This window comes from Segatella albensis DSM 11370 = JCM 12258 (assembly GCF_000426565.1).
Classification (GTDB): domain Bacteria; phylum Bacteroidota; class Bacteroidia; order Bacteroidales; family Bacteroidaceae; genus Prevotella; species Prevotella albensis.
This window is the reverse complement of sequence record NZ_AUFP01000007.1, coordinates 1-15,001: the sequence shown is the minus strand read 5'-3', so window position 1 is coordinate 15,001 and position 15,001 is coordinate 1. Positions and strand designations below refer to the sequence as shown.

Genomic DNA, 15,001 nt, shown 5'->3' with positions numbered 1-15,001 from the left:
AGACTTATATAATATGAAACTATCACAATTTAAATTCAAATTGCCTTTAGATCAAGTGGCATTGTATCCACATAGTGTAGAGCATACCATCGAAAGATCTGATGGCACAAAGCAAACATTCTGTGTTACTCGTCGTGATGAGGCACGTCTGATGGTATTGCATAAGAAGTCTGGAGAAATTGAAATGTTCAAAAAGGATGCTGATGGTAATCCTATTGAAGGAGAGTTTCTGGAATTCCGTAATGTGATAGATTATTTTGATGAAGGTGATACTTTTGTCTTCAATGATACTAAGGTTTCTCCTGTTCGTCTTTATGGAACAAAAGAAAAGACAGATGCTAAGATAGAAGTTTTCCTTCTCCGTGAATTGAATGAGGAGATGCGTCTTTGGGATGTGTTGGTAGAACCTGCTCGTAAGATTCGAATTGGAAATAAACTTTTCTTTGATGATACGAGTTCTATGGTTGCTGAGGTTATTGATAACACAACATCTCGTGGCCGCACTCTAAGATTCCTTTATGATAGTCCTCATGAGGAATTCAAGAACAACCTGTTCGCACTTGGTGAAGCTCCGCTGCCACGCTATATCATAGACAATCGTGAAGATCATCATGCTACAGAAGAAGACTTGGAACAGTTCCAATGTGTCTATGCTAAGAATGAGGGAGCTGTTACAGCACCTTCTACAGGTTTACACTTCAGTCGTGAGTTGCTGAAACGTATGGAAATTAAAGGTGTGAATTCTGCTTTCATTACTTTACATTGTGGCTTAGGAAATTTCCATGAAATAGAAGTGGAAGATTTGACAAAGCATAAGATGGATTCTGAGCAGATGTTTGTTACCAAAGAAGCGTGCGATATCGTAAATGATACAAAGAAGAAGGGGCATCATATCTGTGCTGTTGGATGTAGTGTCGTAAAGGCTACAGAAACCGCTGTTGGTACAGATGGATTGTTGAAGGAATTTGAGGGATGGACAAATAAGTTTATCTTCCCTCCATATGATTTTGGTTTTGCTGATTCAATGGTTGCTAATTTCTATCATCCGGAGTCTACCTTGTTGATGAGTACAGCTGCTTTTGGAGGATATGATGCCGTTATGGAATGCTATAAGTTGGCTGTGAAGAATGGATACAAGTTCGGTTGTTATGGCGACAGCTTGCTAATCGTTAACGATTAATGCATAAAGTATATCTTAGTCTTGGCTCAAATATTGGTAATCGCAAGAGAATCATACATGAAGCCATCGAAAAAATAGGGGAGTTGATTGGTGTTGTTGTTCGCCAGTCAACTCTTTATGAAACAGAGCCATGGGGTTTTGATTCTCCTAATGAGTTCTTGAATTGTTGTGTCCTTGTGGAGACGGTGTTGGCACCACAGCAGTTGTTGGAAACTACACAAAAGATAGAACGCTCGTTAGGACGACTGAACAAAAGTCATGATGGACAATATGAAGATCGAATTATCGATATAGATATTTTGTTGTATGATGACCTACATATTGATCAGCCAGATTTGAAGATTCCTCATCCGTTGATGTATGAGCGTGACTTCGTAATGACTCCTTTGAAGGAAATATATCCAAACGAGTAAGAATAATTCTTATATTAATAAAAAAAATCCCGATATCAAATGATACCGGGATTTTTAATTCCTTATCTCTAAAGAGATTACTTACGAAGACCAAGAGCCTTGATGATAGCACGATAGCGCTCAATGTCACGATCGTAAAGATAATCAAGGAGAGCACGACGCTTACCAACAAGCTGAGTAAGTGAACGAGTAGTAACGAAGTCCTTGTGGTTCTTCTTTACATGCTCTGTAAGGTGCTTGATACGGAATGTGAACAATGCGATCTGGCTTTCTGCAGAACCAGTATCCTTTGTTGACTTACCATACTTACCGAAGATCTCTTCTTTTTTTGCGTTGTCTAAATACATAATAAAATTGATTAAATAATTGTTTGCAAATTACATCCTTCGGGCGCTTGTCAGCCTTAATCACAACTGATTTACGCTGTCGAATGCATCGGATTTTCCGAAAATGCGCTGCAAAGGTACTTATTTTCTTCTTATTATGCAAATATTTCCAATATTATTTGTATCTTTGCACCCAAAATAAAGGCTTTTAAGGTAAAAAACAAATGCAAGACATTAGAAACATTGCAGTTATTGCACACGTCGACCACGGTAAAACAACATTGGTCGACAAAATGATGCTCGCTGGTAAGCTCTTCCGTGAGGGACAGGATAACAGTGGCGAAGTTCTTGACTCCAATGATTTGGAGCGTGAGCGAGGAATAACCATTCTTTCAAAGAATGTGTCTATCAATTGGAAAGGTGTAAAAATCAATATACTTGATACTCCTGGACACTCTGACTTCGGTGGTGAGGTTGAGCGTGTTCTTAATATGGCTGATGGTTGCTTGTTGCTCGTAGATGCTTTCGAGGGACCTATGCCTCAGACACGTTTCGTGCTTCAGAAGGCTCTGCAATTAGGTTTGAAACCTATTGTTGTTGTAAACAAGGTGGATAAGCCTAACTGTCGTCCTGAAGAGGTCTATGAGATGGTCTTCGATTTGATGTGCGACTTAAATGCTACTGAGGAGCAACTTGATTTCCCTGTAGTCTATGGTTCTGCAAAGAATGGTTGGATGTCGGCAGATTGGAAGACTCCTACAGACAATATAGAGTATCTTCTTGATGAAATCATTGAGAAAATTCCTGCTCCAAAGATTCTTGAAGGTACACCTCAGATGTTGATCACTTCTTTGGATTATTCTAGTTATACAGGTCGTATCGCTGTAGGACGAGTTCATCGTGGTGTTTTGAAGGATGGTATGAATATCACAATCTGTCATCGCGATGGTTCTAAGGAAAGAACTAAGATTAAGGAGCTCCATACATTTGAGGGTATGGGACATAAGAAGACCGATTCTGTAATGTCTGGTGATATTTGTGCTGTAATCGGTTTGGAGAATTTCGAAATCGGTGATACTATTGCTGATTGGGAAAATCCAGAAGCTCTTCCTCCTATTGCTGTTGATGAGCCTACTATGAGTATGCTTTTCACTATTAACGATTCTCCATTCTTTGGTCGTGAGGGTAAGTTCTGTACTAGCCGTCATATTCAAGAGCGTTTGGATAAGGAGCTTGAAAAGAATATTGCGCTTCGTGTTCGTCCTGTTGAGGGATATACAGATCGTTGGATCGTTAGTGGACGTGGTGTGCTTCATCTTTCTGTACTTATCGAGACTATGCGTCGTGAGGGTTATGAACTTCAGGTAGGTCAGCCTCAGGTTATCTATAAGGAGATTGATGGTCAGAAGTGCGAGCCTATAGAGGAGTTGACAATTAACGTACCTCAGGAATTCAGCAGTAAAATGGTAGATATGGTTACCCGTCGTAAGGGTGATCTTATCGGTATGGATACAGAGGGTGATCGTGTGAATATCACTTTCGAGATTCCTTCTCGTGGTATTATCGGTTTGCGTACCAATGTGTTGACAGCATCCCAGGGTGAGGCTATTATGGCTCACCGTTTCAAGGAGTACCAACCTTATAAGGGTGAGATCGTACGTCGTACAAATGGTAGTATGATAGCTATGGAGACAGGTACTGCTTATGCTTACTCTATCGATAAACTTCAGGATCGTGGTAAGTTCTTTATTGATCCAGGAGAGGAAGTTTATGCTGGTGAGGTCGTTGGCGAGCATGTTCATGATAATGATTTGGTTATCAATGTAACTAAGGCTAAGCAGCTTACTAATGTCCGTGCTTCAGGTTCTGATGAGAAGGCTCGTGTGATCCCTAAGGTAGAGATGAGTCTGGAGGAGTGCTTGGAGTACATTAAGGAAGATGAGTATGTTGAAGTTACTCCTGAGAATATGCGTATGCGCAAGATTGTTCTTGATCATTTGGAGCGTAAACGTTCAAATAAGGATTAATTTGACACAATAAACAATACTTAAAGACGTTTTGTAAGAAAAACTAGATTCTTATGAAACGTCTTTTTTTATTAATAGCATTAATAGTGTTTGTTTTGAGAATTGATGCTCAGAACAGAGTGGGTACATTCTCTATTATACCACGTGTGGGAGTTTGTATTGCTAACATGACGGGACAAGATTATTATAAAGTGTCTTTGCTAGATGGTGTTCCAGAACATAAAATCAGTTCTAAGTATAATTCCGATTTTATAGTGGGTGTTGATGCACAATACCAAATTCTTGATAAAGTGGCTATTTCGTTAGGTGCTTTCTATACTCGTCAAGGATGTAAATATACAGATGACGCTGAAGAATACCCCCAAGAGGAAAATGTTACGTGGGTAGAACTTATTGAAAATGCTTATAAAGATGTTGATTATCTTAATATACCTTTAGTTGCTCATCTTTATGTTGCTAAAGGATTTTCTGTAAATACTGGTATTCAATTGGGAATTCTTACTTCTGCACATTATAAGTACGAGCAAACTTCCTTTACAGAAATAACAAATAAGGAAACAAATGAGAAGACTATAAACTTTGATAAGAACAAAGAGGGTGAATTGCTGAATCACTATAAAGTGAATCAGAATGTCAAGAACACTTTGAAAAATTTGAGTGTGTCAATACCTGTTGGAGTTTCTTATGAATACCAGAATGTAGTACTTGATGCACGTTACAATATAGATTTAGGTAATTATGCTACAATGGATATTTCAGAGAAAGTAAAGAATAAAGCTTTTTTCTTTACGGTGGGATATAAATTTGATTTATAATATTGATCAATATAATAAAGGCTGTGCCAAGAAGGTGCAGCCTTTACTATGTTTGGTGGAATTTATTATTCTGGATAAACCAAATTTGCTTCAGTGATATTATTGAGCACCTCCTCAAGAAACTTTTTAGCCTCATACTTTGCCATAGGAAGATCATGCAGTAAGTAATTACCACAGTCTTTTGCAGCGGCACCAGGAATCTCGCCATCGAAGTCAGCTACGAATTTAAAAGTACGTTTCATGAGTTCTACAATATCCTTACTTTCCAAATCACCCTTTAATAAAAGGTAGTTTCCTGTAAGACATCCCATTGGCCCCCAATAAATGACACGATCCTTCCATTCCGCATCATTGCGCAAATATGTTGCTGCCAAATGCTCTATAGTGTGGATAGCACCATTGTGAAGAACAGGCTCGCGATTAGGCTCTTTCATTCTGATATCAAAAGTTGTAATGATATCATTGCCAACCTCGTCTTTACGACTTACATAAATACCGCGGAGTAACTTCTCGTGGTTGATAGTGAAGCTAGGAATCTTATTCATAATTCTAATAGATATTATCGTTTTATTATAAAGCTTCTAAAAATTTTTTAGTAGCATTGAAACTTCCTTCTGCCATTTTATTCCAAAAGTCGAAATACATCTGTGCCTTATTATCTTTCAGAGGTACATCACTGATAATTCTGAATGAAATAAAAGGAGTCTTGTATATATGACATGTCTGAGCTATAGAGCAACTCTCCATGTCAACAGCCATAGCATTTGGAAAATGGTTGAGAATTTCTTGCATCTTTTCTTTAGAGTTTACAAACCATTCACCACTTACGGTAAGGCCAATGTGAATGTTTGGCTCTGTTTCTTTAGCTTTTTCGATAAGCTCTTTTGGAGCTTTAAATCGTGCAGGCATCCCCATGATTTGTCCGAATTCTACTTCGTCTCCACAGTATGCGTCATGATATACGCATTCTGAAGCGACAACAATATCAAGCGGATTCAGTTCTTTGTTGGCACCGCCGGCAACACCAGTAGAGATGACAAGATCAGGATGATAATTATCTATCATTTCTACAGCACCGATGGTACTGTTTACTTTGCCAATACCGCATTGCTGCATAATGATTTCGTTGTTGCCAATTTCTCCGATAACGAAATCTTTATGGTTGTGACGTTCTGTTCGAGAATCGTCAAGAAGAGTCTTTAGTTGTGCGAATTCCTTATCCATCGCAACAATAATACCAATTTTCATAATGCTTTATGTTATTTGGATGCAAAATTACAAAAATTATTTTGTATTGTCTTGGAATTACACTATCTTTGCGTTTGAATTTTAGAAATATAAACGTTTATAATATATGAAAGCATTCAAGAAATATCTGTTGGATATACTGGCAGTATTTGTTTTTATTGTAATTTCTTTTGCCTATTTTATGCCAGCTGATATGGATGGCCGTATTTTGTATCGTCATGATAGTTCAGCAGGTGTTGGAGCAGGACAGGAAACAGCACTCTTCCAACAACAGACAGGAGAGCATTCTCGTTGGACTAATTCTGTGTTTAGTGGAATGCCAACTTATCAGATGTCTCCGTCATATAAAAGTGCATCGATATTGGATCAGGTCATGAACGCATACCATTTATGGTTACCTGAGAATGTGTGGTATTTATTTACTTATCTTTTGGGATTTTATATATTATTGCGTGCATTTGATTTCCGTCGTTCCCTTGCAGTGTTAGGTTCTATAATATGGGCATTCTCCAGTTATTTCCTGATTATTATTGCAGCAGGTCATATTTGGAAAGTGATGGCCTTGGCTTATCTGCCACCAATGATCGCGGGTATAGTGATGGCTTATCGCGGTAAATATTTATGGGGATTGTTGCTCACCGCGGTCTTTTCTGCTTTTGAGGTGAGAGCCAATCATGTGCAGATGACTTATTACTATCTGTTTGTTATCTTCTTTATGATCCTGGCCTATTTGGTACAGGCTATCAAAGAGAAAAAGGTGGACAGATTCTTTAAAGCTACGGGAGTATGTGTTGCTGGTGCAGCAATCGCAATTGCTCTTAACTTATCAAACCTATATCATACATGGCAGTATTCTCAAGAGAGTATGCGCGGAAAAAGCGAACTTATCAAGAAGAATTCTGCTAATCAAACAAGTAGTGGACTCGATCGTGATTACATTACACAGTGGAGTTATGGTATTGATGAAACATGGACTCTGTTAGTACCAAATACAAAGGGTGGAGCCTCTGTGCCTATCGCACAGAATGAGACAGCAATGTCGAAAGCAGATCCACAGTTTATGCAGATATATCAACAGTTGGGACAATATTGGGGAGAACAACCAGGTACATCAGGTCCTGTATATGTAGGTGCTTTTGTTCTGATGCTATTCATTCTTGGTCTCTTTATTGTGAAAGGACCTATGAAGTGGGCACTTTTAGCAGCAACTGTATTATCGATACTGTTGTCATGGGGAAGAAATTTCATGCCATTCACAGATTTCTTCCTAGATTATATCCCGATGTATGCCAAGTTCAGAACTGTAGCATCAATTCTTGTAATAGCAGAATTCACAATACCATTACTTGCGATGATGGCACTAAAGGAAGTGGTAGATCATCCAGAAGTACTTTCGAAGAAGATGAAATGCTTTTATGCAAGTTTCGCCATGACAGCCGGTATATGTGTGCTCTTTGCTTTGATGCCAAATGTATTCTTTAGCGATTTCGTATCTTCTAGTGAGATGCAGGCTCTGAAGCAGATACCACAAGAATACTTAGGCCCATTGCTGAATAATCTTCGTGAGATGCGAATCGCTATGTTTACAGCTGATTGTTGGCGTTCCTTCTGGATTATTCTTATCGGTTCTGTATTTGTGTTACTCTATAAAGCCAAGCGTCTTAAGGCAGAGTATATGGTAGCAGCGGTTTCTGTTCTTTGTCTTATCGACATGTGGCAAGTTGATAAACGTTATCTGAATGACGATATGTTTGTAGAAGCCAGTGTACGTGAGCAAGCTCAGCCTATGACGCAAACAGATAAGCAAATCTTACGTGATAAGAGTTTGGATTATCGTGTCTTGAATTTAGCTTCGAATACATTCAATGAAAATGAGACCTCTTATTATCATAAGAGTATAGGTGGATATCATGCAGCAAAGTTACGCCGATATCAAGAACTGATAGAAGCTTATATCTCTCCTGAAATGCAGAAGACCATGAAGGCTGTTTCAGAGGCTGGTGGAGATATGACCAAGGTAGATGGTAATGACGTGTTCCCAATACTGAACATGCTGAATGCCAAGTATTTTATTTTCCCATTGCAGGGTGGACAGACTGTTCCTATACAGAATCCTTATGTTTATGGAAATGCTTGGTTAGTAGACCATATTACCTATGTGAATAATGCCAATGAGGAATTGGAGCAACTTGGTAAGATAGATCTCCGTCATGCAGCAGTAGCAGATAAGAAGTTTGAAAACATATTGGGACAAGCAAAGAAACAGACGAACAATTCTATCGTACAGATAACAGACTATAAACCTAATCACTTGACCTATAAGGTAAGTTCGAATCAAGGAGGTGTCGTCGTATTCTCAGAAATCTATTATCCAGGTTGGACAGCAACTGTAGATGGGAAGAAGGTAGAATTAGGTCGTGTAAATTACGTACTTCGAGCTCTCAATATAACGGCAGGAAAACACGAGGTCATTCTTGACTTCCATCCATCTTCAGTAGCAGAAACCGAGACTGTAGCTTATGTCGGTTATTTGGTTCTGATACTTCTTGTGCTATTTGCATGCTATACAGAATGGAAGAAAAAGAAGAAAAGTATAGAAGCAGTTGAGAAATAAGTATAGAAGTTTGAGTTAGCATACAACTTTGACGAATGATAGTCTCGTCTTCGCCAATATGGTGGAGACGAGTTTTTATTGTATAAGAGAAAAATAGTATTATGGAGTTCAGAACAATCGTTGATATTCCCAAGTCTTGTTTCCAGATACCTCCGTGCGAGAAGATGCTTTTGGTAGGAAGTTGCTTTGCTGATAACTTAGGACGTCGTTTTTGTGAAGAACAATTCCAAGCAACAGTAAATCCTTTCGGGGTAATGTACAATCCTGCGAGTATATTACATACAGTACACAAGGTCAAGGAAGAAAAACCTAATGTAGCAATCTTTACATTAGGAACTAATCATGTGTATATATTAAAAGAAACAGGAAAGATTGTTGACAACTGTGCGAAGCGTCCTCAAAAATTGTTTGAAGAAAAGAAACTAACGATAGAAGAAAGTTTCGATTACCTAAAGCAAGCCGTCATGGAACTAAAGGCAGAAAATGCCGATGTTCATGTCATTGTCACGGTAAGTCCGATTAGATATCGCAAATATGGTTATCATGAGAGTCAACTCTCTAAGGCAATATTAATGCTAGCTACAGATAAACTGGTAAAAGCATTTGATGGAGTAGTAACCTATTTCCCCGCTTATGAAATCATAAATGATGAATTACGTGACTATAGATTCTACAAAGAAGATATGCTTCATCCATCGGATCAAGCCGTAGAGTATATCTGGCAGCGCTTCTCAGAAGTTTACTTTGGGAAAGAAACACTGAATTTTTTGAAAGAGTGGAAGCCTATAAAAGAAGCATTGGGGCATAAACCTTTCAATCCTGATTCGGAAGAATATAAGATGTTTATGACTAAAACCATGTTAAAAGTAGAGGCACTTTCGAAAAAATACCCTACCTTTGCATTCAAGAAAATAAAAACAAAGAAATGATATATACTATCGAAAAAGTAACCACACTGATAGGTGCGCGTCGTTATGGTGATAGGGATGCCAATATCGGTTTCATTTTAACCGATAGCCGCTCCTTATGTTTCCCTGAGGAAACTCTCTTTTTTGCTTTGAAGTCAGAGCGTAATGATGGTCATAATTACATACCAGAGTTATATCGCCGTGGTGTAAAGAACTTTGTAGTGACAGATGTTCCTAAGGGATATGCTTCTGATTATCCTGAGGCAAATTTCTTGAAAGTAGTAAATACTTTAGAAGCATTGCAGCGTCTTGCAGAACGCCATCGTGATGAATTTAACATTCCTATTGTTGGTATAACAGGCTCCAATGGAAAAACTATGGTCAAAGAGTGGTTGTATCAGTTGCTGTCATCAAGTCTGTATGTCACCCGTAGTCCTCGTAGCTACAATTCACAGATTGGTGTACCTCTATCTGTTTGGTTGATGACAGAACAAACTCAGGTGGGAGTCTTTGAGGCTGGTATTAGCATGCCTGGCGAGATGTTGGCCTTGCGCGATATCATTCAGCCAACGATAGCTATATTAACAAATATAGGTGAAGCTCATCAGCGCAACTTTGAATCGAAGGCAGAAAAATGCAGAGAAAAGTTAGTCCTTTTCCATGATGCACAGACTGTTGTTTATAATGCAGATGATGAGATTATTCGAAATGAATTAGAAAAGGTCGACGAGGTGTTGCCTAATGGTGAAGTACAGGAGCGCCTAGGATGGTCTCTTCAAGATAAAAAATCGGCAATGTTCATTAAGTCGATAGAGAAGAAAGAAACCCAGACCCAGATCAAATACATCTATAAAGGTGGGGAGGAATCAGAATATGTTATTCCTTTTATAGATGAGGCTTCTGTTTCCAATTCAATAGTCTGTGCCATAGTAGCTCTAAAACTCGGATTGAGTGCTGAAGAACTTAATAAGCGTATGCAACAGTTGGAGCCTATAGCAATGCGCCTAGAGGTTAAAGTTGGTCAGCATGGTTGTACACTGATTAACGACAGTTATAATTCTGACATCAATTCTCTTGATATTGCACTTGACTTTATGAATCGTCGTCCAGACCATAAAGGCTGCCGACATACTTTAATTTTAAGTGATATTCAGCAGAGTGGAGAATCAGCCGAACAACTCTATGCCGAAGTTTCCAACTTAGCACGTAAACGTGGAGTCGTCAAGTTTATAGGAATTGGTTCTGAGATTTCAGCTCAAAGTGCTCAGATACAGATTGCAGAGAAGTTCTTCTTCAAGAGTGTAGAGCAGTTTATTCATAGCGAAGTTTTCCAGTCTTTGCGCGATGAAGTAATCCTTTTAAAGGGCGCCCGTCAGTTCGGTTTTGATCAGATAACAGAACTTCTGGTACAGAAAGTACACGAGACAACACTTGAGGTAAACCTAAATGCAGTTGTTAAGAATTTGAACTATTATCGTTCTTTCATGAAACCAGATACCAAACTGGTTTGTATGATCAAGGCCGATGGTTATGGTGCGGGTGCCGTAGAGATAGCAAAGACATTACAAGATCATCGTGTGGACTATCTTGCTGTGGCTGTAGCAGATGAAGGCGCAACTCTTCGTAGAAATGGTATTACATCAAATATCATGATTATGAATCCTGAGATGACAGCCTTCAAGACCATGTTTGATTATGACCTTGAGCCAGAGGTTTATTCCTTCCGTTTATTAGAAGCCTTGATAAAGGCCGCTGAGAAGGAAGGTATCACAGGATTCCCAGTCCATATTAAGTTAGATACAGGTATGCATCGATTGGGATTCGATCCAAAGAACGATATGGATAAACTTATAGATCGATTGAAGCACCAGAATGCCATCATTCCTCGTTCAGTATTCTCTCATTTCGTAGGAAGTGACAGTGACGACTTTGATGAGTTCTCAGCAAAGCAGTTTGCGCTTTTCGATGAAGGCAGCAAGAAGTTACAATCAGCCTTTGAGCATAAGATAATTCGTCATATAGATAATTCCGCAGGTATAGAGCATTTCCCAGAGCGTCAGTTGGATATGTGTCGATTAGGACTCGGTCTTTATGGAATTAATTCCCGTAATAATGAAACCATCCATAATGTAAGTACATTGAAGACCACGATTCTCCAGCTGCGAAATGTCCCTGCTGGTGATAGCATTGGATATAGCAGAAAGACAATATTGGGTAAAGATAGTGTGATAGCAGCTATACCAATAGGATATGCAGATGGTTTGAACCGTCATCTAGGCAATCGTCATGGCTATTGCCTAGTAAATGGTAAGAAAGCAGAATATGTAGGTAATATCTGTATGGATGTCTGTATGATAGACGTTACGGGTATTGACTGTAAGGAAGGTGATAGCGTAGAAATCTTTGGAGATCATCTACCAGTGACCGTACTTAGTGATATTTTAGAAACTATACCTTATGAAGTTATGACAGGTATTAGCAATCGAGTAAAGCGAATTTACTTTCAAGACTAATTAAAAGTAACAGTATAGTATAAGGCGGAAGAAAGATTTCTTTCGCCTTATTTTTATTTTAAGAAGAAGCAAAACTTACTACAAACTTATTGCCATTTAAGAAAAAATCAGTATATTTGCAACAAATCTATATAAAAACTACTAATATAAAATAAATCAAAACTTAAGAGAAGTAAACCATGAATAATACTATTCGACATTCTCGTATGTCCAAATTCCGTTGGGTGATTTGTGCACTGTTATTTTTAGCGACAACTGTCAATTATATGGATCGTCAAGTTCTTTCCTTGACATGGAAAGATTTTATATCCCCAGAGTTCCATTGGACGGATGAACATTATGGAATAATCACAGCATGGTTCTCTATATTCTATGCCGTAGCCAACCTTTTTGCCGGTAAGTTTATTGATTGGATGGGAACAAAAAAAGGCTATCTTATCGCCATATTCGTATGGTCATTAGGTGCCTGTCTTCATGCCGGTTGTGGATGGGTTGCTATGCAAGTGGAAGGCTATGATTCGCTGGAGGCACTACGTATGGTTCGTGCAGGCTCTGATGCAGCAGTAGCTATTGCCACGATTAGTGTATTCTTATTTCTATCTTGTCGTCTTGTGCTTGCTGTCGGTGAAGCCGGTAACTTTCCCGCAGCCATTAAGGTTACAGCAGAATATTTCCCAAAGAAAGACCGCGCATTTGCTACATCCATCTTTAATAGTGGAGCCTCTGTTGGCGCTTTAGCGGCTCCTGCGGTCATCCCATTGCTGGCCCGTGTATGTGGATGGGAGATGGCGTTTGTCATCATCGGTGTTTTAGGTTTCGTGTGGATGGGGTTCTGGATAGTTCTTTATGATCATCCTTATAGTAGTAAATACGTTAACGAGGCCGAGTTGAATTATATATACCAGGATGAGACTACAGAAAATCCGGAAGAAGTAGCAAAAAAGGAAGAATGTGAAGAGAAAACCATTGGACTCCTCAAGTGTTTTACCTTCCGACAGACTTGGTCTTTTATCGTTGGTAAACTGTTTACAGACGGTGTATGGTGGTTTTTTCTCTTCTGGGCCCCAGCATATTTCTCAGACCAGTATGGATATACATCAGATTCTCTGATGGGGATAGCTCTTATTTTCACCCTTTACGTTATTGTGACAGTTTTGTCTATTGGAGGAGGATATCTTCCAACTTATTTTGTAGATAAGAAAGGTATGAATCCATATATAGGCAGGATGCGTGCTATGCTTATCTTTGCCTGTTTCCCGGTTTTAGGATTGTTAGCACAACCCCTTGGTCAGTATAGTGCATGGTGGCCGGCCATCATCATTGGTCTATTAGGTGCCGGCCATCAAGCATGGTCAGCAAATTTATATTCCACAATTGGTGATATGTTTCCAAAGTCCACCATCGCCTCAATCACGGGTATAGGAGCAATGGCAGGTGGTCTAGGCTCTTTTGCGATCAATCGCGGTTCTGGTGCATTCTTTACTTGGGCAGCTGCACAGGGAGATGCTTTTACTTTTATGGGCTTTAACGGAAAACCGGCAGCATATATGATCGTGTTTAGTATATGTTCTGTAGCCTATCTTTTAGGTTGGAGTATTATGAAGGCCTTGGTACCTAAATATAAGCCGATTGTTGTTGAGTAAAATATATGCGATTTATGCAGTTAACTTCGTTGGCTGACGCAGTTAACTGCATACGCTTACGAAGTTATTCGCGTAGGGATACGAAGTTAACTGCGTCAGCCAACGAAGTTAACCGCATCTATCTTAATATCTTTTTTCTTCCTAATAAGTAGGATATATGAAGTAAATCTAGACATCTCGCCATGCAAAGACTTCCTATGATACCAATCACTACCGTAGATATGGCATGGATAATTCCTGTAGAGTCTAATCTGAAAACTGGTAATAAAAATTTAGATAGCATCGTAAATATAGGATGGAAGACATAAATAGGGAATGTGTTCCTTCCTATATATTCTAATAGCGACTTGACTTTTCCTTCTTTTAGAAATGAAATGAAAAAGGATGAGAAACAGAAGAATGAAATCACGCATACTAAAACAGATATCGTTCCCCAATCATGATAATCCGTTCTTGTAATCAATAGACTAAAAGGAATAATCGGCCATAGACTCTTTCTGTATATTAGAGAGAAGTCTCCAATAAAATGCTTTATTCCTACTCCGATAAAATAATAAATAGCAGCTTTGATATTTAAAAATGGAGTTAGAAATGAAATCAAGATGATTGCTGTTGCAAATAAAGAATATTTGGTTATGGTGTTGGAGTTATGGAAAAGGCGGAATATACTGTAATATATGATTCCGCAAACCATCATGACATGAAAAAACCAATAAGGGCCAATAGATTTTATGAAGAGAATATTCAACATAGTAGGTGTGTCTAGTATTTTTATTCCGTCGCTAACGGGAAGATGTAGTGATAGAATAGCATAGCCAATGACAAAAAACATATATGGTAACCATATTTTCAATATGTATTGGGCAAAATCTTTTATTGATTTGTTGATATTCACTAAATAGCCAGTTAGCATTATGAAGGCAGGCATCAAGAACGATAAGATAGAACTCTTTACAGATGGATATATGTGGCCGAAGTTTACGATATGTACAAGAATCACCAAACTTATCAGGATGCTTCTAAATAAGTTAATATCTTTATTATGTTTCATGATAATAGAAATGTTTTTTAGTGCTGTTCTTATTTTCAAATTAAAATGGAAGATATCCTTTCCTGATATGATAAACGACAAGAAAATTGATATCCTCCAATCATTTAGTGGTATATTTTGTTTATTTTAGTGAATTCTGTATGTGTATATTAGAATTGATATTAATCTGAGAGTGTAAAGTAAACTGTGTCAGGCTACAATAAAAGTAGTAAGACATAGTTTATTTTATGATGGCAAACGAAGAAATTGATTACAAGTTGGCA

General features: G+C 38.4%; 12 protein-coding genes. 8 read left to right on the top strand and 4 right to left on the bottom strand.

Translation table 11 applies throughout. The features are described from left to right. The first annotated feature begins 13 nt into the window (after positions 1-13). Together queA and folK are read left to right on the top strand one after the other, a co-directional pair. Positions 14-1,180, top strand: coding sequence for a tRNA preQ1(34) S-adenosylmethionine ribosyltransferase-isomerase QueA (gene queA / locus K333_RS0105210; RefSeq protein ID WP_024989645.1), 1,167 nt, complete (start codon positions 14-16; stop codon positions 1,178-1,180). Continuing rightward, on the top strand, positions 1,180-1,593 hold the full coding sequence (gene folK, locus K333_RS0105205) for a 2-amino-4-hydroxy-6-hydroxymethyldihydropteridine diphosphokinase (RefSeq protein ID WP_024989644.1): 414 nt from the start codon (positions 1,180-1,182) through the stop codon (positions 1,591-1,593). The genes queA and folK overlap by 1 nt, the downstream gene beginning before the upstream one ends. 77 nt (positions 1,594-1,670) lie before the next feature. Here the strand turns inward: folK and rpsO are convergent, their stop codons facing one another. Further along, positions 1,671-1,940: a 30S ribosomal protein S15 gene (gene rpsO, locus K333_RS0105200; RefSeq protein ID WP_024989643.1), complete on the bottom strand. Its 270-nt coding sequence runs from the start codon at positions 1,938-1,940 to the stop codon at positions 1,671-1,673. A gap of 203 nt (positions 1,941-2,143) precedes the next feature. Between rpsO and typA the strand changes: the two genes are divergently transcribed. Both typA and K333_RS0105190 read left to right on the top strand, forming a co-directional pair. Next, positions 2,144-3,946 carry a translational GTPase TypA gene (gene typA, locus K333_RS0105195; RefSeq protein WP_024989642.1) on the top strand — a complete coding sequence of 601 codons (1,803 nt, stop codon included), beginning with the start codon at positions 2,144-2,146 and terminating at the stop codon, positions 3,944-3,946. A gap of 53 nt (positions 3,947-3,999) precedes the next feature. Beyond that, positions 4,000-4,761: a porin family protein gene (locus K333_RS0105190; RefSeq protein ID WP_024989641.1), complete on the top strand. Its 762-nt coding sequence runs from the start codon at positions 4,000-4,002 to the stop codon at positions 4,759-4,761. A 65-nt stretch (positions 4,762-4,826) separates the two neighbouring features. Here the strand turns inward: K333_RS0105190 and K333_RS0105185 are convergent, their stop codons facing one another. Both K333_RS0105185 and K333_RS0105180 read right to left on the bottom strand, forming a co-directional pair. Further along, a complete protein-coding gene (locus K333_RS0105185; protein ID WP_024989640.1) occupies positions 4,827-5,306 on the bottom strand; it encodes an S-ribosylhomocysteine lyase in 480 nt (159 codons plus the stop codon). A 25-nt stretch (positions 5,307-5,331) separates the two neighbouring features. After that, positions 5,332-6,009 (bottom strand): 5'-methylthioadenosine/adenosylhomocysteine nucleosidase, encoded by a 678-nt coding sequence (locus tag K333_RS0105180; protein WP_024989639.1) that lies wholly within the window; start codon positions 6,007-6,009, stop codon positions 5,332-5,334. Between the two features lie 106 nt (positions 6,010-6,115). On the opposite strand from K333_RS0105180, the gene K333_RS0105175 reads away from it, so the two are divergent. The 4 genes from K333_RS0105175 (at position 6,116) to K333_RS0105160 (ending at position 13,687) form a co-directional block, all read left to right on the top strand. After that, the gene (locus K333_RS0105175) at positions 6,116-8,623 is read left to right on the top strand and encodes a YfhO family protein (protein WP_027452417.1); all 2,508 of its coding nucleotides are present in this window, start codon (positions 6,116-6,118) and stop codon (positions 8,621-8,623) included. A 101-nt stretch (positions 8,624-8,724) separates the two neighbouring features. Continuing rightward, positions 8,725-9,552 carry a GSCFA domain-containing protein gene (locus tag K333_RS0105170; RefSeq protein ID WP_024989638.1) on the top strand — a complete coding sequence of 276 codons (828 nt, stop codon included), beginning with the start codon at positions 8,725-8,727 and terminating at the stop codon, positions 9,550-9,552. After that, on the top strand, positions 9,549-12,044 hold the full coding sequence (locus tag K333_RS0105165; protein WP_027452416.1) for a bifunctional UDP-N-acetylmuramoyl-tripeptide:D-alanyl-D-alanine ligase/alanine racemase: 2,496 nt from the start codon (positions 9,549-9,551) through the stop codon (positions 12,042-12,044). Before K333_RS0105170 ends, K333_RS0105165 begins: the two co-directional genes overlap by 4 nt. Before the next feature lie 179 nt (positions 12,045-12,223). Next, complete coding sequence (locus tag K333_RS0105160) at positions 12,224-13,687, top strand: MFS transporter (protein WP_024989637.1); 1,464 nt, start codon at positions 12,224-12,226, stop codon at positions 13,685-13,687. Positions 13,688-13,805: 118 nt separating this feature from the next. Here K333_RS0105160 and K333_RS0105155 read toward each other — a convergent pair whose 3' ends face one another. Further along, positions 13,806-14,738, bottom strand: coding sequence for an acyltransferase family protein (locus K333_RS0105155; RefSeq protein ID WP_024989636.1), 933 nt, complete (start codon positions 14,736-14,738; stop codon positions 13,806-13,808). Positions 14,739-15,001 lie beyond the last annotated feature (263 nt).